This is a genomic window from Amycolatopsis sp. NPDC059657 (assembly GCF_042734395.1).
GTDB lineage: Bacteria > Actinomycetota > Actinomycetes > Mycobacteriales > Pseudonocardiaceae > Amycolatopsis.
The window spans coordinates 15,384-34,490 of the sequence record NZ_JBHWEB010000052.1 but is presented as its reverse complement, the minus strand read 5'-3'; the positions used below and the strand labels follow the sequence as shown (position 1 = coordinate 34,490).

At 68.9% G+C, this 19,107-nt stretch carries 18 protein-coding genes; 11 read left to right on the top strand and 7 right to left on the bottom strand.

Features of this window, described 5'->3' with window-relative positions:
- Positions 1-130 precede the first annotated feature (130 nt).
- Together ACFV15_RS26380 and ACFV15_RS26375 are read right to left on the bottom strand one after the other, a co-directional pair.
- A complete protein-coding gene (locus tag ACFV15_RS26380) occupies positions 131-1,801 on the bottom strand; it encodes a DUF885 domain-containing protein (RefSeq protein WP_378353300.1) in 1,671 nt (556 codons plus the stop codon).
- A gap of 20 nt (positions 1,802-1,821) precedes the next feature.
- Complete coding sequence (locus ACFV15_RS26375; RefSeq protein ID WP_378353279.1) at positions 1,822-2,706, bottom strand: methylenetetrahydrofolate reductase; 885 nt, start codon at positions 2,704-2,706, stop codon at positions 1,822-1,824.
- 74 nt (positions 2,707-2,780) lie between these two features.
- Here ACFV15_RS26375 and merB point away from each other — a divergent pair, with 74 nt between their 5' ends.
- From merB to ACFV15_RS26350, 5 genes are read left to right on the top strand one after another with little or no spacing between them, the layout of a single operon-like run.
- Complete coding sequence (gene merB, locus ACFV15_RS26370) at positions 2,781-3,446, top strand: organomercurial lyase (RefSeq protein WP_378353278.1); 666 nt, start codon at positions 2,781-2,783, stop codon at positions 3,444-3,446.
- A 60-nt stretch (positions 3,447-3,506) separates the two neighbouring features.
- Positions 3,507-4,598: a polyprenyl synthetase family protein gene (locus tag ACFV15_RS26365; protein WP_378353277.1), complete on the top strand. Its 1,092-nt coding sequence runs from the start codon at positions 3,507-3,509 to the stop codon at positions 4,596-4,598.
- A gap of 1 nt (position 4,599) precedes the next feature.
- Positions 4,600-6,063, top strand: a complete 1,464-nt coding sequence (gene crtI / locus ACFV15_RS26360; protein WP_378353276.1) for a phytoene desaturase family protein — start codon at positions 4,600-4,602, stop codon at positions 6,061-6,063.
- On the top strand, positions 6,060-6,968 hold the full coding sequence (locus ACFV15_RS26355; RefSeq protein WP_378353275.1) for a phytoene/squalene synthase family protein: 909 nt from the start codon (positions 6,060-6,062) through the stop codon (positions 6,966-6,968). Before crtI ends, ACFV15_RS26355 begins: the two co-directional genes overlap by 4 nt.
- 10 nt (positions 6,969-6,978) lie before the next feature.
- Entirely contained in the window at positions 6,979-7,770 is a 792-nt protein-coding gene (locus ACFV15_RS26350) for an LLM class F420-dependent oxidoreductase (RefSeq protein WP_378353274.1), read from the top strand.
- 129 nt (positions 7,771-7,899) lie between these two features.
- Here ACFV15_RS26350 and ACFV15_RS26345 read toward each other — a convergent pair whose 3' ends face one another.
- Positions 7,900-8,268, bottom strand: a complete 369-nt coding sequence (locus ACFV15_RS26345; RefSeq protein WP_378353273.1) for an Rv2175c family DNA-binding protein — start codon at positions 8,266-8,268, stop codon at positions 7,900-7,902.
- Positions 8,269-8,393: 125 nt separating this feature from the next.
- Here ACFV15_RS26345 and pknB point away from each other — a divergent pair, with 125 nt between their 5' ends.
- The 5 genes from pknB (at position 8,394) to ACFV15_RS26320 (ending at position 14,505) form a co-directional block, all read left to right on the top strand.
- Positions 8,394-10,448 (top strand): Stk1 family PASTA domain-containing Ser/Thr kinase, encoded by a 2,055-nt coding sequence (pknB, locus tag ACFV15_RS26340; RefSeq protein ID WP_378353272.1) that lies wholly within the window; start codon positions 8,394-8,396, stop codon positions 10,446-10,448.
- Positions 10,445-10,654 carry a hypothetical protein gene (locus ACFV15_RS26335; protein ID WP_378353271.1) on the top strand — a complete coding sequence of 70 codons (210 nt, stop codon included), beginning with the start codon at positions 10,445-10,447 and terminating at the stop codon, positions 10,652-10,654. The genes pknB and ACFV15_RS26335 overlap by 4 nt, the downstream gene beginning before the upstream one ends.
- A 45-nt stretch (positions 10,655-10,699) precedes the next feature.
- Complete coding sequence (locus ACFV15_RS26330) at positions 10,700-12,217, top strand: flotillin family protein (protein WP_378353270.1); 1,518 nt, start codon at positions 10,700-10,702, stop codon at positions 12,215-12,217.
- Between the two features lie 56 nt (positions 12,218-12,273).
- A complete protein-coding gene (locus ACFV15_RS26325) occupies positions 12,274-12,978 on the top strand; it encodes a hypothetical protein (protein ID WP_378353269.1) in 705 nt (234 codons plus the stop codon).
- Between the two features lie 261 nt (positions 12,979-13,239).
- Positions 13,240-14,505 (top strand): wax ester/triacylglycerol synthase family O-acyltransferase, encoded by a 1,266-nt coding sequence (locus ACFV15_RS26320; protein WP_378353268.1) that lies wholly within the window; start codon positions 13,240-13,242, stop codon positions 14,503-14,505.
- An 8-nt stretch (positions 14,506-14,513) separates the two neighbouring features.
- Here ACFV15_RS26320 and ACFV15_RS26315 read toward each other — a convergent pair whose 3' ends face one another.
- The 3 genes from ACFV15_RS26315 to ACFV15_RS26305 all read right to left on the bottom strand — a co-directional run bounded on the left by ACFV15_RS26315 (position 14,514) and on the right by ACFV15_RS26305 (position 17,338).
- Positions 14,514-14,942, bottom strand: a complete 429-nt coding sequence (locus tag ACFV15_RS26315) for a peptidase inhibitor family I36 protein (protein WP_378353267.1) — start codon at positions 14,940-14,942, stop codon at positions 14,514-14,516.
- A 79-nt stretch (positions 14,943-15,021) separates the two neighbouring features.
- Positions 15,022-16,413: a class II 3-deoxy-7-phosphoheptulonate synthase gene (locus ACFV15_RS26310; protein ID WP_378353266.1), complete on the bottom strand. Its 1,392-nt coding sequence runs from the start codon at positions 16,411-16,413 to the stop codon at positions 15,022-15,024.
- Between the two features lie 64 nt (positions 16,414-16,477).
- Positions 16,478-17,338, bottom strand: a complete 861-nt coding sequence (locus ACFV15_RS26305) for a trypsin-like serine peptidase (RefSeq protein WP_378353265.1) — start codon at positions 17,336-17,338, stop codon at positions 16,478-16,480.
- 133 nt (positions 17,339-17,471) lie between these two features.
- On the opposite strand from ACFV15_RS26305, the gene ACFV15_RS26300 reads away from it, so the two are divergent.
- Positions 17,472-18,068: a hypothetical protein gene (locus ACFV15_RS26300; RefSeq protein ID WP_378353264.1), complete on the top strand. Its 597-nt coding sequence runs from the start codon at positions 17,472-17,474 to the stop codon at positions 18,066-18,068.
- Between the two features lie 5 nt (positions 18,069-18,073).
- Here ACFV15_RS26300 and ACFV15_RS26295 read toward each other — a convergent pair whose 3' ends face one another.
- Entirely contained in the window at positions 18,074-18,877 is an 804-nt protein-coding gene (locus ACFV15_RS26295) for a leucine-rich repeat domain-containing protein (RefSeq protein ID WP_378353263.1), read from the bottom strand.
- Between the last annotated feature and the right edge of the window lie 230 nt (positions 18,878-19,107).

Here is a 19,107-nt window from a genome sequence, read left to right as displayed (position 1 = left end):
AGATCCGGTGCATGGGCCCCAAAGTACCAGGAAAAAATCCCAATGTGGCTTTCGTCAGCTCAGAGCTGACGAAAGCCACATTGGCGTGCTGAAACCTGACCAATGCCGCATTGGGATTTTTTTCCCAGGGTTAGCCGAGTTCGGCGAGCTGGGCGCGCAGGGTGTCGAGGCCCATGCCGCCGAGTTTGAGGGCTCGGGAGTGGAACTCCTTGATGTCGAACGAGTCGCCGGCGCGCTCGCGGGCCTCGTCGCGGGCCGCCAGCCAGAGGCGCTCGCCGAGTTTGTAGGCGGGTGCCTGGCCTGGCCAGCCCAGGTAGCGGTCGATCTCGTCGCGGACGTGGTGCTCGTCGGTGATCGTGCGGGTGAGCATGAACTCGAGGCCGAGGTCGGGGGTCCAGCGCTCGCCCTCGTGGAAGCCGGTGCCCGCCGGGATCTCGAGCTCCAGGTGCATGCCGATGTCGACGATCACGCGCGCGGCGCGGAACAGCTGCTCGGCGAGCATGCCGAGCAGGTCGCCGTCGTCGTCGAGGTAGCCGAGGTCCTGCATGAGCCGCTCGGCGTAGAGCGCCCAGCCCTCGCCGTGGCCGGAGGTGAACCCCATCAGCCGCTGGTACTTGTTGAGCGAAGCCGCTTCGGCGACCGCGATCGCGATCTGCAGGTGGTGACCGGGCGCGCCCTCGTGGTAGACGGTGCTGACCTCACGCCAGGTGGAGAACTCCTCCTTGTCCGCCGGCACGGACCACCACATCCGGCCCGGCCTGCTGAAGTCCTCGTTCGGCCCGGTGTAGTACGCGCCGACGCCGCCGCCGGGCGGGGCGATCTTGCACTCGAGCTTCATGATCTCGTCGGGGATGTCGAAGTGCTTGCCGCGCAACGACTGCATCGCGTCGTCAGAGAGTTTCTGCATCCAGGCCTCGAAAGCGGCCTGGCCGTGCACCCGGTATTTGGGGTCGGCGTCGAGCGCCTCGGCGGTCTCGGCCAGCGTCGCGCCCGGCTTGATCCTGGCGGCGACGGCGATCATCTCGTTCTCCAGCCTGGAAAACTCCGCCCAGCCCCATTCGTAGGCTTCCCGCAGGTCGAACGTGGCGCCGGTGAAGTACCGCGACCAGAGCCGGTAGACCTCTTCGCCGACAGCGTCCTTGACCGGCGCGCGCGGCGCGAGCTCGGCACGCAGGAACCCGGCGAGCTCGGCGTACGCCTCCTGCGCGGCGCGCGCGGCGCGGGCCAGCTCGTCCAGCGGCGCGCCGTCGACCTGCTCGGCGGCCGCGACGAACGCGGTGAAGAAGCCTTCCTTGCCGTGCAGCCCCGCCCAGGTCTCGGCCTGCTCGGCCGTCTTGCCGATCTGCCGCAGCGCGGAGACCTGCCCGCGCTCGGCCGCGACCAGCAGCGAGGCGCGGACGCCGTCGAGCGCCTCCGGCACCTTCGCGAGCCGGGTGGCGATGACCGCCCAGTCCTGCGCGGTTTCGGCGTCCATCAGGTCGAAGACCATCCGGATCTCCTGCACCGGGCAGGAGATCACGTTGAGCGAGGCGAGCGGCAGCCCGGCGTCGTGGATCTCGACCTCGAGCCCGATGCGCTCGGTGAAGACGGCCTTGGCCGCGCGCTCACTGTCATTGGTCGGCTCGGCGGCCAGCACATCACGCAGCGCGCGGCGCGCGATCCCGGCGCGCAGTTCGTGTCCTGCGGGCGAATAGTCGGTCAAGCGGTCGTCGTGACCGGCGATGCCGATCGTCGTCGCCACGACCGGGTCGGCGGCCGCGTATTCGTCGGCGAACCGGTCACAGATCTCGTGCACACCCATGACGCGCACGCTACCGGTCGTCACGCCCTGGCAGGTACCAGCCCGAGCCGGTTGACCACCTCACGCGTCGCCTTGGACCGGTTGAACGTGTAGAAGTGCAGGTTGGGCACGCCCTCCGCGAGCAGCCGCTCGCCCAGCTCGGTGACCACGTCGATGCCCTCGGCGCGGAACGCCTTCGCGTCGCCGGCGAGCGGTTCGAGCCGGTCCAGCAGCGCGCGCGGCGCGGACGCGCCGGACAGCTTGATGGTGGTGCGCAACGTCCTCGGTGTCGTCAGCGGCATGATCCCGGGGATCATCACGGCGTCGCAGCCGGTCGCGGCCACCCGGTCGCGCAGGCGCAGGAAGTCCTCCGGCTCGAAGAACAGCTGCGCGATGGCGAAATCGGCGCCCGCGCGCAGTTTCCGCACCAGGAAGTGGGTGTCGGCTTCGAGGTTGGCCGAGCGCGGGTGTCCATAGGGGAACGCCGAAACGCCGACGCAGAAGTCGCCGAGCGAGCGGACGAGCTCGACCAGTTCCTCCGCGTAGTTGAGGCCCTGCGGGTGCGCCACCCAGTCGCCGTACACGTCGCCTGGTGGATCGCCGCGCAGCGCGAGGATGTTGCGCACGCCGACGGCGGCGTACCAGCCGATGACGTTGCGCAGCTCGGCGACGGAGTGGTCGACCGCCGTCAGGTGCGCCATCGGCACGAGCGTGGTCTCCGTGGCGGCGCGGGCGATGTTGCGGATCGTGCCGTCGCGGCTGGACCCGCCCGCGCCGTAGGTGATCGACATGTACGCCGGGTCGAACGGCTCGAGCTCGCGGATGGAACGCCAGAGGATCGCTTCGTCGGCCTCGTCGCGGGGAGGGAAGAACTCGACAGAAAAGGCGGGGGTGTCTCCCCGCAACCGCTCGATCACCGACGTCATGTCACTCATGGTATCGGTGAAAGTCCGCCCTTTGGGAAACCGTCTCGCGGGCTGGGAGAAGCGATAATGGCCACATGAGCGAGGTCGACGAGGACATCCGGCTGGCCGTCTACCGCACCTTCGCCGCCAGGGGCATCCCGCCGACCCCGGCCGAGTTGGCCCAGGTCGCGGGCGGTTCTTCGGCGCGGGCCAAGCACGCGCTGCGCAGACTGGCCGACGCGCACCACGTGGTGCTGGACGTCTGCGACCACGTGCTGATGGCGCATCCGTTCTCGGCCGTCCCGATGGGCTTCTCGGTGATGGGCGCGTCCACATTGTGGTGGGGAGGCTGCGCGTGGGACTCGTTCGCGTTACCGCACGTGGTCCCCGACGAGCCGGAAGTGCTGGTGGCGACCCGATGTCCCGCCTGCGACGAGCCGCACGCCTGGGTGGTCGGCAAGGACAAGCCGCCGGCAGGCTCGCAGGTCGCGCATTTCCTCGTGCCGATGTCCAAGGTGTGGGACGACGTGGTGCACACGTGCGGGAACCAGCGCATCTTCTGCGGGCGATCCTGTGTGGACGACTGGCTCGGCGCGTCCGGCAACGACGAGGGCTGCGTGCTGGACCTGCCGACGTTGTGGCGGCTCGCTTCCGGCTGGTACGAGGGCCGGTTCGAGCCGGGCTACCGGCTCCGGGACCCCGCCAAGGCGGCCGAATACTTCGCCTCGGTGGGGCTGCGCGGCGAGTTCTGGGGCGTCTAGTTCGCCACATCAAGGGCACCCGGAGGTCAGGACCGAGGCGGGTTCACGGAATATAGAGCCATGAGCCTCCCCGCGTACGACGCAGAGTTCCCGGCACAGGTGGAACGAGCGCTCGCCGAGTTCCTCGGCCGCGCGGGCGACGAGATCGTCAAGACCGAGCCCAGTGTGCAGGCGGGGATCGACGCGCTCGCCGGGTTCGTGCTCGGCGGCGGGAAGCGGCTGCGGCCGACTTTCGCCTGGTGGGGCTGGCGCGGTGCGGGCGGCGACCCCGAGGGCCCCGACGCCGAAGGGGTGTTGCAGGCCGCCGCGAGCCTCGAGCTCATCCAGGCGTGCGCGCTCATCCACGACGATCTGATCGACTCCTCCGACTCGCGCCGCGGCTCGCCGACCGTGCACATCGCGTTCGCCAAGCAGCACGCCGATCAGGGCTGGCTCGGCTCGGCGAGCACGTTCGGGCTCGCCACCGCCGTGCTGATGGGTGACCTCGCGCTGGCGTGGGCGGATGACATGTTCGCCGACGCGCCGCTGCCCGCCGCCACCATCGCCGCCGCGCGGCCCGCGTGGCGCGCGATGCGCACCGAGGTGCTCGCCGGGCAGTACCTCGACGTGCGCACGCAGGCCGTCGGTGACTCCTCGCCCGAGGCCGCGCTGCGCATCGACAAGCTCAAGACCGCCGCGTACACCGTGCAGCGGCCGTTGCACCTCGGCGCGGCGCTGGCCGGTGCCGACGAGCGGCTCATCGGGACGCTGATGGAGTTCGGCGGCGATCTCGGTGTCGCGTTCCAGCTGCGTGACGACCTGCTCGGGGTATTCGGCGACCCGTCGGTCACCGGCAAGCCGGCAGGCGACGACCTGCGCGAGGGCAAGCGGACGCTGCTGGTCGCGCTGGGCATGCAGGAGGCGTCCGCCAAGGGCGACACCGCCGCCGCGCGCGTCATCGAAGAGGCCATCGGGGACGCGGAGCTGTCCGACACCGCCGTCGACGTCGTGCGCGACGCGCTGGTCACCGTCGGCGCGGTGGACGCCGTCGAGGCGCGGATCGACCAGCTGACCACCTCCGCGCTGGCCGCGCTCGACCGGGCGAACCTCGTCGAGCCTGCCACCTCCGAACTCATCGCGCTGGCGGCCAAGGCGACCAAGAGGACGTACTGACGTGCGCAGTCTTCCGGGGCGCACCGACCACGTCGTCGTCATCGGCGCCGGGCTCGCCGGGCTGTCCGCCGCACTGCATCTGCTGGGCTCCGGACGCCAGGTCACGCTCCTCGAACGGGACGAGCGGCCCGGCGGCCGCGCGGGGCGCCGCGAGGAGAACGGCTACTCGATCGACACCGGCGCGAGCGTGCTCACCATGCCGGAACTGCTTGACGACGCCTTCGCCGCGGTCGGCGAGAAGTCCGTGGCGCTGACCAGGCTCGATCCGGCGTACCGCGCGCAGTTCGCGGACGGCAGCACGATCTCGGTGCACACCGACGCCGAGGCGATGGAGACCGAGATCCGCGCCAAGGCGGGCCCGCGCGAGGCCGACGGTTACCGCAGGCTGCGCGCGTGGCTGACCGAGTTGTACGCGGTCCAGAAGGACCACTTCATCGGCGGCAACTTCGACTCGCCGCTCGACCTGATGCGCCCGGAACTGGCGAAACTGGCCGCACTGGGCGGTTTCGGCAGGCTCGGCCCGCAGGTCGGCCGGTTCTTGAACGACGGCAGGGTGAAGCGGCTGTTCTCGTTCCAGTCGCTCTACGCCGGGCTGGACCCGATGCGCGCGATCGGCGCGTACGGCGTCATCTCCTATATGGACACGGTCGGCGGCGTCTACTACCCGCTGGGCGGAATGGGCCGGATCGCCGAGGCGATGACCGAGGCCGCCGAACGTGCTGGCGCCGACGTGCGGCTCGGCACCGAAGCGGCTTGGCTGGAACGGGTTTCCTCGCGCGTGCGCGCGGTGCGCACGCGCACCGGCGAGCGCATCGAATGCGACGCCGTGGTGCTCGCGACCGAACTGTCCACTTCGTACCGGCTGCTCGGCGCGCGGCCGAAACGCCTGCTGCCACTGCGTTATTCGCCGTCTGCGGTCGTCGTGCACGGGCACACCGCGCGCACCTGGTCCACTTTGGACCATCACACCATCTTCTTCGGCCGCGCCTGGGAGCGGACGTTCGCGGAGATCATCCGCGAGGGCAAGCTGATGAGCGACCCGTCGCTGCTGGTCACCCGCCCGACCGCGACCGAGCCTTCGCTCGCCCCGGACGGCCGCCAGGTCGTCTCCGTGCTGGCGCCGTCGCCGAACCTGCACCGCGGCAAGATCGACTGGCGGCGCATCGGCCCGCGCTACCGCGACGAGCTGCTGTCCACTTTGGAACAGCGTGGCCTGGACGGGTTTTCCCGCGATTTCGAAGTCACCGAGGTCGTCACGCCCGCCGACTGGGCCGCGCGCGGGATGGGCGCGGGAACGCCGTTTTCGCTGGCGCACACGTTCTCCCAGACCGGCCCGTTCCGGCCGTCGAACCTGATCCGCGGCGTCGACAACGTCGTGCTCGCGGGCTGCGGCACGACGCCGGGCGTCGGCATCCCGCCGGTGCTGATCTCGGGAAAGCTGGCCGCCGCGCGGGTCACCGGATGAGTGCGAAGGAACTGGACGCGGCCGGGATCTCCGGCGCCGCGCTCCGTGCCGCCTACGTCCGCTGCCGCCGGATCAACGCGCACCACGGGCGCACGTTCTTCCTCGCGACGCGCCTGCTGCCGAGGCATGCCCGGCCCGCGGCGCACGCGTTGTACGGCTTCGCGCGGAGCGCCGACGAGCTCGTCGACAACCCCGAGCCCGGCACGGACCCGGTGGTGGCGCTGGACAAACTCGCCGGGCACCTCGACGGGGTGTTCGACGGGCACGACCCGGCCGACCCGGTGCTGGCCGCACTGGCCGACACGGTGCGGCGGTACGCGCTGGACCGCGAGCTGTTCGACGCGTTCCTGCATTCGATGCGGATGGACCTCGACGTCACCGAGTACGCGACCTACGCGGATCTCGCCGAGTACATCCACGGCTCGGCCGCCGTGATCGGGTTGCAGATGATGCCGGTGCTCGGCACGGTCGTCCCGCGCGCCGAGGCCGCGCCCAGTGCGGCCGCGCTGGGCGAAGCGTTCCAGTTGACCAATTTCCTGCGCGATGTCGGCGAGGATCTCGACCGTGGCCGGATTTACCTTCCGACGACGGAACTCGCGGCTTTCGGCGTCGACCGTGAATTGCTCCGCTGGGCCAGGTCGACCGGCCGTTCGGACGCGCGCATCGAACGGGCACTCGCCTACGCGGTCGCGCGGACACGTGCGGTGTACCGCCGAGCCGAGGTCGGGATTCCGTTGCTGCGCAAGGAATCCAGGCCGTGTGTCCAAACGGCTCTCACGTTGTACGAAGGCATTCTCGACGAGATATGCTGGAGTAACTACAGGGTGCTGGATCGTCGAGTCTCCGTTCCCTTGTCACGCAGGCTGATCGTCTTCTCCCGAGCATTGGCGCAGCGCATCGCTTAGGCTGGTGCGCATGACCTCAGCAGGAAACAGGCCGGTTCGCATCGGCCTGCAGCTTCAGCCACAGCACGCCGACTACGCGACCATCCGCCGCACCGCGTCCGAGGCGGAGGACCTCGGCGTCGACATCGTGTTCAACTGGGACCACTTCTATCCGCTCTCCGGTGAGCCGGAAGGCCTGCACTTCGAGTGCTGGACCATGCTCGGCGCCTGGGCGGAATCCACTTCGCGCGTCGAGATCGGCGCGCTGGTGAGCTGCAACAGCTACCGCAACCCCGAACTGCTCGCCGACATGGCGCGCACCGTCGATCACATCAGCGGCGGGCGGCTCATCCTCGGCATCGGCTCCGGCTGGTTCGAGAAGGACTACGAGGAGTACGGCTACGAGTTCGGCACCGCCGGCGGGCGTCTCGACGACCTCGGCGAGGCGCTGCCGCGCATCGAGTCGCGCCTCTCGAAGCTGAACCCGGCGCCGACCCGCAAGATCCCGGTGCTCATCGGCGGCGGCGGCGAGAAGAAGACGCTCAAGTTCGTCGCCAAGCACGCCGACATCTGGCACGGCTTCGGCGACCCCGAGATCGTCGAGCGCAAGGTCGCCGTCCTCGACCGGCACTGCGCCGACCTCGGCCGCGACCCGTCGGAGATCGAGCGTTCGGTCGGGGTGCAGAGCGACAACCCCGGCGAGCTCGGCGCGAAGCTGCTCGACCTGGGCGTCACGACGTTCACGGTCGGCTCGGGCGGCCCCGACTACGACCTGAGCCTGCTCAAGACCTGGATCGCCTGGCGCGACAAGATCAACGGCTAGCCAAAAAATCCCAATGTGGCTTTCGTCAGCTCTGGGCTGACGAAAGCCACATTGGGAGGCTGAAACCTGACGAATGCCGCATTGGGATTTTTTTCCCAGGAAATGCGCTGGTCAGCGGGAATGTGGGGACTAGAAGGCCATGGCTTGGGCGCGGCGCTTGACCTCGGTGCCGTGACTGGTGCGCAGTGCGTTGACCGGGGTGTTGCCGGGCAGCGACTCGTCGGTCGCGAAGAGCCAGCGGAGCATCTCGGTGCGGCTGAAGCCGGAGTCGGCGAGGACCGTGATGGTGCCGGAGAGTCCCTTCACGACGCCGTCCTTGACCAGGAAGGCGGCCGGTACCCAGAGGTCACCGGCCCGGCGCACCGCGATCAGCTGGCCGTCGCGCAGCATCTGCCGCACCTTGTTCGCCGAGGTGCCCAGCGCGGTGGCCACCTCCGCCAGCGGGAGAACGGCTACATCGGCATCGAGGACGTCATCGGCGACAGGAATCCCACTCACAGGTGACACTCTGCCACATGGCCGTCTACTCCGAGCAGCATCGCAACGAAAACTGAACCTGAAGTGTCCACCGGGTTCGCGGGTCCGTATTACCAGGCATGAGCGTATCCGTACGATCGGGAGCTGTGACACGAACCGACACCAGCCTGGTCGGCACCCTGCTCGAACGCCGGTACCGGGTCGACAGGCTGCTGGCCCGCGGCGGAATGTCGTCGGTGTACCGCGGGGTCGACACGCGTCTGGACCGCCACGTGGCGATCAAGATCATGGACCCGCGCTTCGCCGACGACCGGTCGTTCGTCGAAAGATTCGAGCGTGAGGCCCGCAGCGCGGCCCAGCTGCACCACCCGCATGTCGTGGCCGTGCACGACCAGGGCCACGACTACCCGAACGGCCCCGACGAGGGCAGCCGCGCCTTCCTGGTGATGGAGCTGGTCGACGGCGGCACCCTGCGTGACCTGCTGAACGAGCAGGGCCCGCTGGACGTGGCGCTCGCGCTGAGCATCGCGGAGCCGGTGCTGTCCGCGCTGGCCGCCGCGCACACCGCCGGTCTCGTGCACCGCGACGTCAAGCCGGAGAACGTGCTCATCGGCCGCGGCGGGGCGCTGGGCGGCAGCGGCGTCGTGAAGGTCGCCGACTTCGGCCTCGTGCGCGCCGTCGCCAGCGCCGGGACCACCAGCTCCAGCGTCATTCTCGGCACCGTCGCCTACCTCTCCCCCGAGCAGGTCACCTCCGGCATCACCGAGGCGCGCGGCGACGTCTACTCGGCCGGGATCCTGCTCTACGAGATGCTCACCGGGCATCCGCCGTACACCGGCGACACCGCGATCTCCGTGGCGTACCGGCACGTGAACGACGACGTCCCGCGCCCGAGCGACATCCGCCCTGGCCTGCCGCCCGCGCTGGACGAGCTGATCCTGCGCGCCACCCGCCGCGATCCCGAGGCACGCCCCGCCAACGCGGGCGTGTTCCTCCAAGAGCTTCAGGCCGTGCGCGGCGTGCTGGGCCTGCCTCTGGTCGCCGTGCCGATCCCGCCGCCGCCGGACGCCGACGGCGTGTCCGACGTCGAGCGCACCACTCCCGGCATCCCGGCCGTGCCCGCGCTGGCCGACGCGACGCTGCCGGTCACCGGCCCGCAGGGCACCAGGGCCATCGGACGCGCGGTCCCCGCCAACGCCATGCAGGCCACCCAGGCCATCCAGCCGGTGCACGCACACCAGCCGCCACCACCGCCTCCGCCGGTCACCCCGCCGGGCGGCGCGCGCGAGCCGGAAGAGAAGCGCAAGCCACCGAAGAAGACCCTCGTGCTCGCCATCGTCGCCGTGCTGCTGCTCGGCGGCCTGATCGGCGCCGGCGCCTGGATCCTGTCCGACGACGGCCCGACCGGCGCCACCGTCCCGCAGCTCACCGGCATGAACCAGGCCGACGCCGGCAACGCGCTGCGCCAGGCGAAGCTCACGCCGAAGTACGTCAAGGAGTTCAGCAACACCGTCCCGGCCAACACGATCGTCCGCAGCGACCCCGCCGCGGGCACCGAGGTCGCGTTCAACTCCGAGGTCACCGTGCTGCTCTCCAAGGGCAAGCCGGTGGTGCCGAACATCAGCATCGGCCAGAACCTCGAGGGCGCCGAAGCCGCGATCACCGAGCAGCAGCTCAAGCCGGCGCGCGTCGGCGAGGACTTCAGTCCCGACGTGCCCAAGGGCGCGGTGCTCAAGGTCGACCCGCAGCCCGGCACCTCGGTGGACATCGGCAGCGAGGTCAAGCTGACGCTCTCCAAGGGCCCGCCGCCGCTGCCGCCGGTGCCCAGCGTGGTCGGCAAGCAGAAGGACGAGGCCTTCAAGATCCTCAAGGCCGCCGGTTTCGAGCCGTTCGACGCGGGCCAGGACCAGAACTCCGACGCCAAGCCGGGAACGGTCACGCGCACCGATCCCGCCGCGGGCGCCACGAACGTCGGCAAGCGTGTCGGCGTGTTCACCGCGAACAGCGTCGAGGTGCCGGATGTGCGCTTCAAGCAGTTCGAGGAGGCCAAGCAGATCCTCGAAGCGGCCGGGCTCAAAGCCGATTTCAAGGACGGCAACGGCCACGGCGGCGGTTTCAACTTCGTCATCGACCAGGATCCCCAGCCTGGCACGCGGGTGCCCGCGGGAACCAAGATCAAGCTGAAGGGATTCGGCAGATGATCGGCAGCCGGGGCCGGGTCACCGGCACGATCGGCCCCGGCCTGATCGGTGAGGTCTTACTCGCCGTGCGCGGTGGGACAGAGGCTTTTTACGCCTATCCGGCGAACGGCGAAGAACGTTTTGAGCAGGGAACCCAGGTTCTGGTGGTGGACTTCGAAGAACCGCGTACGGTCTACGTCGAACGGTGGCAACCTCTGGGTCGATAACGGCGTGTGAGGGACACCAAGTTGTCCTGAAATGGGGGTAGACGCATGGACGCGTTGACCATTGCATTGACCGCGGTGGGCGCGATCATCGTGCTTTTCGTGATCTTGCGGATTCTGTACAAGGTGGCCGAGCCGAACGAGGCGCTGATCATTTCGGGCTGGGGAGTCCGGGTGAACCGCGCCGAGACGGCGGACAGCCTCGGCTTCAAGATCATCACCGGCCGTGGCGTGAACGTCATCCCCGGCTTCCAGACCGCGCGGCGGCTTTCGCTCGACACGCGCGGCGTCAACCTGCAGGTCTCGTGTGTCACCAAGCAGGGCCTGCCGGTGACGGTGCGCGCGGTGGTCATCTACAAGGTCGGCGACGACTTCGCCTCGATCGCCAACGCCGCCCGCCGGTTCCTGGACCAGCAGAAGGGCATGAACGACACGATCCACGAGCTGTTCTCGGGTCACCTGCGCTCGATCGTCGGCGGGCTGACCATCGAGGAGATGATCCACAACCGGGACGCGCTGACCGGTGAGGTCCGCCAGTCCTCGGCCAACGAGATGATCAAGCTCGGGCTGATCGTGGACTCGCTGCAGATCCAGGAGATCGACGACGAGTCCGGCTACATCCTCAATCTGGGCAAGCCGCACGCCGCGGCCGTCGCCGCCTCGGCCCGTATCGCCGAGGCCCAGCGCGACCAGGAGGCCACCGAGGCCGAGCAGGTCGCGGCCACCCTCCGGGCGAGCGCGACGCGCGAGAGCCAGATCAAGCAGGCCGGCTACCAGGCCGAGGTCGACCAGGCCAAGGCGAAGGCCAGCCAGTCCGGCCCGCTGGCCGAGGCGACCGCGCGCCAGGAAGTCGTCGTCCAGGAGACCCGCGCGGCCGAGCTCGAGGCCGCGCTCGCCGAGCAGCGCCTGCAGTCGCAGGTCCGCAAGCCCGCGGACGCGAAGGCGTACGACACGCGTACTTCGGCCGACGCGGCCCGTGACGCCTCCATCGCCAAGGCGCAGGCCGAGGCGAAGGAGACCGAGCTGCGTGCGGCGGCGGACGCGACCAGGGTCAAGACCGCGGCCGAGGCCGAGGCGCAGTCGGTGAAGGCCCGTGCGGAAGCGGCGGCCGCCGCGACCAGGGCGACCGGTGAGGCCGAGGCGGCGGCGGCGCAGGCACGGGGCCTGGCCGAGGCCGAGGCGACCCGCGCGAAGGGTCTCGCGGAGGCCGAGGCGGCGAAGGCCAAGGGTCTCGCCGAGGCCGACGCGATCAAGGCACGCGCGTCCGCGCTCGCCGAGAACCAGGAAGCCGTCGTCGCGCAGCAGCTGGCCGAGCGCTGGCCGGAGATCGTCGAGGCAGGCGCGCAGGCGTTCAGCAACATCGACAACCTGGTCGTGCTCAACGGCGCCGACGGAATGTCGGACATGTTCGCCAAGGCGCTTTCGCTGGGCGGAACGGGCCTCGGCCTGGCTCGCCAGCTGATGGACGCCATGGGCCAGTCGGCTTCGCCGGACAAGCCGTCGAAGAACAACGGCGAAGTGAACGTCAGCGACTTCACCACCAAGGATCTGACGTCCAAGGACTGAGTCCTGCCCCGTTCAACGATTGCGCAACCGAGGGAAATCGCGAAAAGTACTAGGCGATGAACTTCTTCGAAGAGGAGCCTCGTCCGCGGCCGCTGTTCCCGGTACCCGAGAAAGAGCTACACGGGTACCCGGGGCGGCCGTGGACGGGCGCGCCCACCGAGTACATCGTCCCGGCGATACTGCCGTGGTCACTGCCGCTCGGCCGCTCCGAGCGGACCATCGTCGCACTGCGCAACATCGACGTCTGGCCGGAGTCGCTGACACTGCGGGTCTCGGTGTATTCGCGGGACAACCTGCTCGACGAGTCCAAGACCAAGCTGGTCGACCACCGCCGCGTCCCCGACCGCAACGCGCTGCTGATCGGCGTCCTGTTCGCCGACGGCAGGCGCGCCGGTTCGGACACGATCTCGATGCCGTCACCCACCAAACCGGACACTCCCGTGCTGCGGGCGGACAGCGGCGGCGGCAGCAGCTTCCACTTCCGGCATGACGTGTTCATCTGGCCCTTGCCACCGGACGGTCCCATGCAGGTGGTCGTGCAGTGGCTGGAGCGCGAGATCGAAGAGACCCGCACCGAGCTCGACGGCACGCTGATCCGCAAGTCCGCCGCGGACGCCAAGGAGATCTGGCCGGGGCTGCCCAAGCGTGTCCATCACGGACTCCCGATACGCAGAGTCACCCGGCACACGCCGGACGCCTCGGACGGCTGGAGTGCTTTCGGCGCCCAGGAACCCGGTGGCGAGTCCGCGCCACGGGCGTGATCCACGCCACCCCAGTGGGGCCCCTAACCTGACCTCGAGCCGGGTTCACGTGCACGCTGCACGTGCAACACTTTCGCGCATGACAGAATCTTCGCCCCCGATCGGGTGAAAGAGACCGCCGTTAGCGCCAACGAAACATAAGGACCACTCCCCCGTCATGTGTGGCTGGTGCAGTATGGGCAATTCCCCCTACTCGCCTCGGTCGAAAGGTCTTGGATGTCGGGCACTCAGCTCAGCGGACTCGATGTCGCTTTCCTAAGCATGGAAGGCGAAAACACACCCATGCACATGGGGGCGGTGGTGACGTTCCGTCCCCGCAAGCCGATCGATCCTCCTCAGCTGGCCGTCCTGCTCGCCGAACGCGCGGCCAGGATTCCCCAATTCCGCAGGCTCGCCACGCCCGCGTTCTTCCCGCCTGGTGCGATGAATTGGTCCGATGACCCGGATTTCACGCCACTGCAACATATTCACCTGCACCGGGTGAGCACCCTGTACGAGCCCGACCCGCTCGCCGCCTACGCGTCGCGCTGGATCGCGGAGCCGCTCGACACCAGCAAACCCTTGTGGGACTTGCATCTTGTCACCGGATTGCCGGGCGACGACTTCGCCTTGCTGCTCAAGCTGCACCACGCGCTGACCGATGGCGCCGGCGCCTTCGCGATCGCCTCCGGACTGCTGGACGACATCACGGTGCCCGCTCGCCGTAAACCGGCGGTCGTGGAAACGTCCGACCGGTCCACTTTGGACACGCTGCTGGACACGATCGGCTCGACGCTGTCCCAGGCAGGCGAAACGGCGTCGATCGCACGGTCAGTGGTCCGAGCCACTCGCCCGTATCCGATCTCGCCGATCACCGCGCCGTCGTCGAAGGAACGCCGCGTCGGCTTCGTCCGGCTGGAGATGACCGACGTGCGCCGCATCCGCAAGGAGCACGGCGGGACCGCGAACGACGTGATCCTCGCGGTACTGGCCGGCGCGCTGCGTGGCTGGCTGGTGAACCGCGGCCAGCGCGCCGACGGGCGCTCGCTGCGCGCGCTGATTCCGGTGAGCGTGCGTGCGCGTGAGACCGAGCAGGTCGGCGGCAACAAGCTTTCGGGATACCTGTGCGAGCTGCCGATCGGCGAGGACGACCCGATTGAACGGCTGCGCATCGTGCGCCGCGCGATGGCGCGTAACAAGGCTTCAGGGCCGTCCAAGGGCGCCGGAGCGTTCCCTCTGCTGGCCGGACGTGTGCCGACCATGCTGCACCGCCTGACGGGCCGGGTGACCGGTCAGGCGGCGCCGCTGCTGTTCGACACGGTCGTGACGAACGTGCCGCTGCCGAACGTGCGCATGTCGCTCGACGGCGCCCAGCTGACGGAGATGTATCCGCTCGTCCCGCTGGCGCCTCGCCAGGCGTTAGGCTTCGCGGTCTCGCCGTATCGCGGCGGGATCCACATCGGACTCCAGGCGAACGGCGCCGCGGTGCCGGACATCGGCGGCCTCGCCGACGCCGTCGCCAAGTCGGCGGCCCAGCTGCTCGCCTAGAACGCCGTTCAGAGGTTCACCGAGTAGTGGGAGCTGATGGCGTCGTCGCAGCCGGAGCCCGCGAGGTTGTAGACCGAGGCGCCCGGCTCGACCGTGAAGCAGAGGTCCCTGATGTTCGCGCCGGAGTTCCGGTAGAAGTTGATGCGATCGCGGGTGCGGTTGAAGATCGAGGTGACCGTGTCGTTGACGCCGAGGCCGTTGTCGTAGATCGCGTTCTGGTAGTTCAGGTACACCAGGCCGAACTGCGCGAGGCCGCCCGCGTAGCCGGGGTCCTGCCACACACAGACGTTGCCGTCGACGCACCGGTACGGGTCACCCGCCGTCGTGGCCGAGGCGGCCGGTGCCAGTGACGTGCCGATGGTCAGTGCCGCGCCCGCGAGGGCGACGAGAGTCGTCGTCTTGATCATGGCCTGGATACTGACCCAGAGTCCTGCCATGGCGCTGTCATTTCAGGCAGGGCTGAAAACGGACGAAGGCCCCCATCACCGGGTGATGGGGGCCTTCGTGTGAGCGGTCTCAGCTGCGCAGCATCTCCGCGACCAGGAAGGCCAGCTCGAGCGACTGCTGGGTGTTCAGGCGCGGGTCGCAGGCGGTCTCGTAGCGACCGGCCAGGTCGACGTCCGAGATCTCCTGCGCGCCGCCGAGGCACTCCGTGACGTCCTCGCCGGTCAGCTCGACGTGGATGCCGCCGGGGTAGGTGCCCAGCTTGCGGTGCACCTCGAAGAAGCCCTGCACCTCGTCGACGATGCGGTCGAAGTGCCGCGTCTTGTAGCCGGTGGACGACTCGTGCGTGTTCCCGTGCATCGGGTCGCACTGCCAGATCACCTTGTGGCCGCTGGCCTCGACCTTCTCGACGATCGCGGGCAGCACCTCGCGGACGTTGCCGTTGCCCATCCGCGCGATCAGCGTGAGCCTGCCGGGCTCGTTGCGCGGGTCGAGGCGGCGGACGTACTCGACGGCCTGCTCCGGCGTGGTCGTCGGGCCGATCTTGAGGCCGATCGGGTTGGCCAGCAGCTCCGCGAACGCGATGTGCGCGCCGTCGAGCTGACGGGTGCGCTCGCCGACCCAGAGGAAGTGCGCCGAGAGGTTGTAGAGCTTCGGGTTGGCCGCGTCGGCGTTGTCCATCCGCAGCATGGCGCGCTCGTAGTCGAGCAGCAGCGCCTCGTGGCTCGCGAAGATCTCGGTGGACTGCAGCGAGGTGTCGGTGACCCCGCAGGCCGACATGAACCGCAGGCCGCGGTCGATCTCGGCGGCCAGCGCCTCGTACCGCTCGCTGGCGGGCGAGCGCTGCACGAAGTCCTTGTTCCAGTCGTGCACCTGGTGCAGGTCGGCCATGCCGGCCGCGGTCAGCGCGCGGACGAGGTTCATCGCGGCGCCGGCGTTCGCGTACGCGCGGACCATGCGGCCGGGGTCGGGGACCCGCAGCTCGTGCTTGGCGACGAGCGAGTTGATGATGTCGCCGCGGTACACCGGCAGGCCGAGCGAGTCGGTGGTGTTCGAGCGGGGCTTGGCGTACTGGCCCGCGATGCGGCCGACCTTGACCACCGGCAGGCTGGCGCCGTAGGTGAGCACGACGGCCATCTGCAGCAGGGTGCGCAGGTTGGCGCGGATGTGCGGCTCGGTGTTGGACTCGAACGTCTCGGCGCAGTCGCCGCCCTGCAGCAGGAAGGCCTCGCCGCGCGCCACCATCGCCAGGTGCGAGCGCAGCCGGTCGATCTCGTTGGGCACGGTGATCGGGGGAACGCTCTCCAGCAGGCTGCGAACGCGCCTGGTGAGCTCGGGGTCTGGCCACTCCGGCTGCTGGGCGGCCGGCTTCGACAGTGCTTCGTCGAGGCGCGCACGCAGCTCGGGTGGCAACGGGGGGAGTTCGGGGAGCGTGTCGACGGGAACGTCCACTGTCCAGTTCACTCGACCAGGATAAAGCTCCCCGATCTCCTCCCGCCCGCCGGGACGATTCTCTCAAAAAGTGGAACTACGTGGTCTGGGCCTTGTTGTACAGGTTCTGCGCGTCGGTGCCGAAATACGGGCCGAACATGTAGTTGGGCAAGAACACGTAACCGAAGCTGTTCACCGACGCCTGGATGCCGGTGCCCGTGGCCTCGTTGAAGTTCAGGAACCACGGCCCGCCGCTCGATCCGCCGGTCATGTTGCAGCTCATCCCGTGGTCCTTGGTGAGCAGGAAGTCGGTGATCGTGGACCCGCTGCAGTAAATGAGCTTGGTGCCGTCGTACGGCGCCGCGGCCGGGTAGCCGAAGGTGTACATCGACTGGTTGCGTGCCTGGTTGAAGGCGATCCCCTGCGCGCCGACCACGTCGGTGAGGCGCTGGCCGTTGAGCTGGTTGACCACGCCGATGCCGACGTCGTAGTTCATGTCCTCACTGGCCTGCCACTGAGGCGTGGTCAGCGTGGTCTTGGCCGCCCACTGGCCGTACGGGGCGTTGCCGTTGTTGTAGCCGGGCACGAAGACCCAGTCGGTGTGGAAGGCGCCCTGGTACTTGACGCAGTGCCCGGCGGTGACGACCACGCTGCCGTTGGTGCTGGTCACGGCGTCACCGGAGCACGAGGCCTTCCGGCCCTGCATGGTGAAGAACACCCGCCCCGCCGTCTGTGTGATCTTGCCGGAGCCGGTCCACGCGCCCCCGCCGTTCGGGATGCTCATCGGGAGACCCTTTTCGACATCCTTCGGCGTGAAGGCGGGTGCCCTGACAAGCTGTTCCATCGGGATGGCTTCGCGCATGTCCTGCGCGGTCCAGTGTTCGGGCCCGGCGTGAGCCGGTGGAGCCACCAGCCCGAAAAGCGCCACCAGAAGCGCTGCCAGCGAAGTTCGCTTCATGACACACCCACCTTCTGCGTTGACGGTGAATTGCCGAAAGAGCTACTCGAAAGTAAGTCGCTGACTACTCTGCGTACAAGCCGCTGATCGGCCGCTCTGCGCGGCCATTCGGGCTACCCGCTACGGTTTCGCCGTGCATCGCTTCGCCCGCTGGGGCACCGAGTTGCTGGCGCCTTGGGTCTGGGTGCTCGGCCTGCCCTTAGCCGTCGCCTGGATGGCCACCGGACGCCTCGGCCCGACCCTGCTGTGGGGCCTGCTCGTCGCCGTGACCGGCTCCCTGATCCCGATGGCCGTCATCGTCCGCGGCGCCCGCAAGGGGAAGTGGGACGGCCACCACGTGACCAACCGCGCCGGCCGAGCGGTGCCGCTGCTGGTGGCGGGCATTTCGCTCGGCACGGGTTTCGTGGTCCTGGTGGCGTGGCACGCGCCGGACGAGATCATCGCACTGGCCGCGTCGATGCTGGCCTCGCTCGTGGTGAGCGTGGCGATCACGTTCGGCTTCAAGTTCAAGATCTCGCTGCACGCGGCCGTCGCGGTCAGCGCGCTGGTGGTGCTGCTCTTCACGTACGGGCCGTGGGCATGGGTGTTGCTGCCGCTGGTGGCCTGGGTGTGCTGGTCGCGCGTCGAGCTGGGTGACCACACGCTCGCCGAGGTGCTTTCGGGAACCGTGATGGGACTGGTGGTCGGCGGCTTCGGTTTCTGGGCGATCCTGGCCGCGCTGCGCGGCTGACAGCCTCAGCCCAAAGCCGCCGTCCGCGATCGGTAGACGCGGCATCCGCGTTCGATGAGCGCCCGCAGCCAAGGCGGCTCTCCGGTCAGCGGGTTCCAGCGCAGGTCCAACTTCTCCAGCGCGGGCAGCCCCGCGAGTGTCTCCGGCAACCGGCGGATCCGGTTCGACCGGAGATCCAGGTACTGAAGCCGCGGCAATCCCGCTATCTGACTGGGAAACTCGGTCAGCGCGTTGCCGCGCAGGCTGAGTATGCGCAACTCGGACAGCCCCGCGGCGCCCGCGGGCAGGTGAGTGATCCGGTTCCTGTCCAAGTGCAGTTCCAGCAACCGCTCCAAGCCGGAAATCGAGTCCGGGAGCGTGGTGAGCCGGTTGCCGTACAACCGGAGTTCCACCAGCTTCTTGAGGCTGCCGATGGCCGCTGGCAAGGAACCCAGCCGATTGTCCGTCGCGCCGAGATAGCGCAACGAAGCCAGCTCGCCGATCTCTTCCGGCAATTCCTCGAGCGCGCCGTCGCTGACGTACAGGAACTCCAATGAGGACAATCGGCCGATGCCGGGCGGCAGCTGTTCGAGCCGGTTGTGCCCCAGGTCGAGTACGGTCAAGCCGCGGAGTTCACCGATCGAGTCGGGCACGGCCGTCAGCCGGTTGCCGTGAATGTAGAACTCGACAAGTCCGGCGAGCTCGGCGATCCGGGGACTCAAGACATCGAGCTCGTTATCGCCGACGTTCAGCACTTCGAGGTCGGCCGAATCCCACAGCGACTCGGGCAGCCCGGCGATCCCGGTGCCCATCAAGTTGACGTTGCGCACACGGGCACGCTACGCGACCCACCGGCCGGGGGCCGTGAGCGTTTTCGACGGCTATCGCACGGAAGGCCAAAGGTGGCGTGCTCGTGCACTCCCCGGCTCGAGTGAGGGCCTCCCTCACCCGCATATCTGGGTGAGGGAGGCCCTCATCAAACTTGGGTTGGGTGAGAGAGGCCCTCACCCAACTGCCCTGGGGCACGCCACATTTGGCTTTCCCCTCGAATAGAACCGCC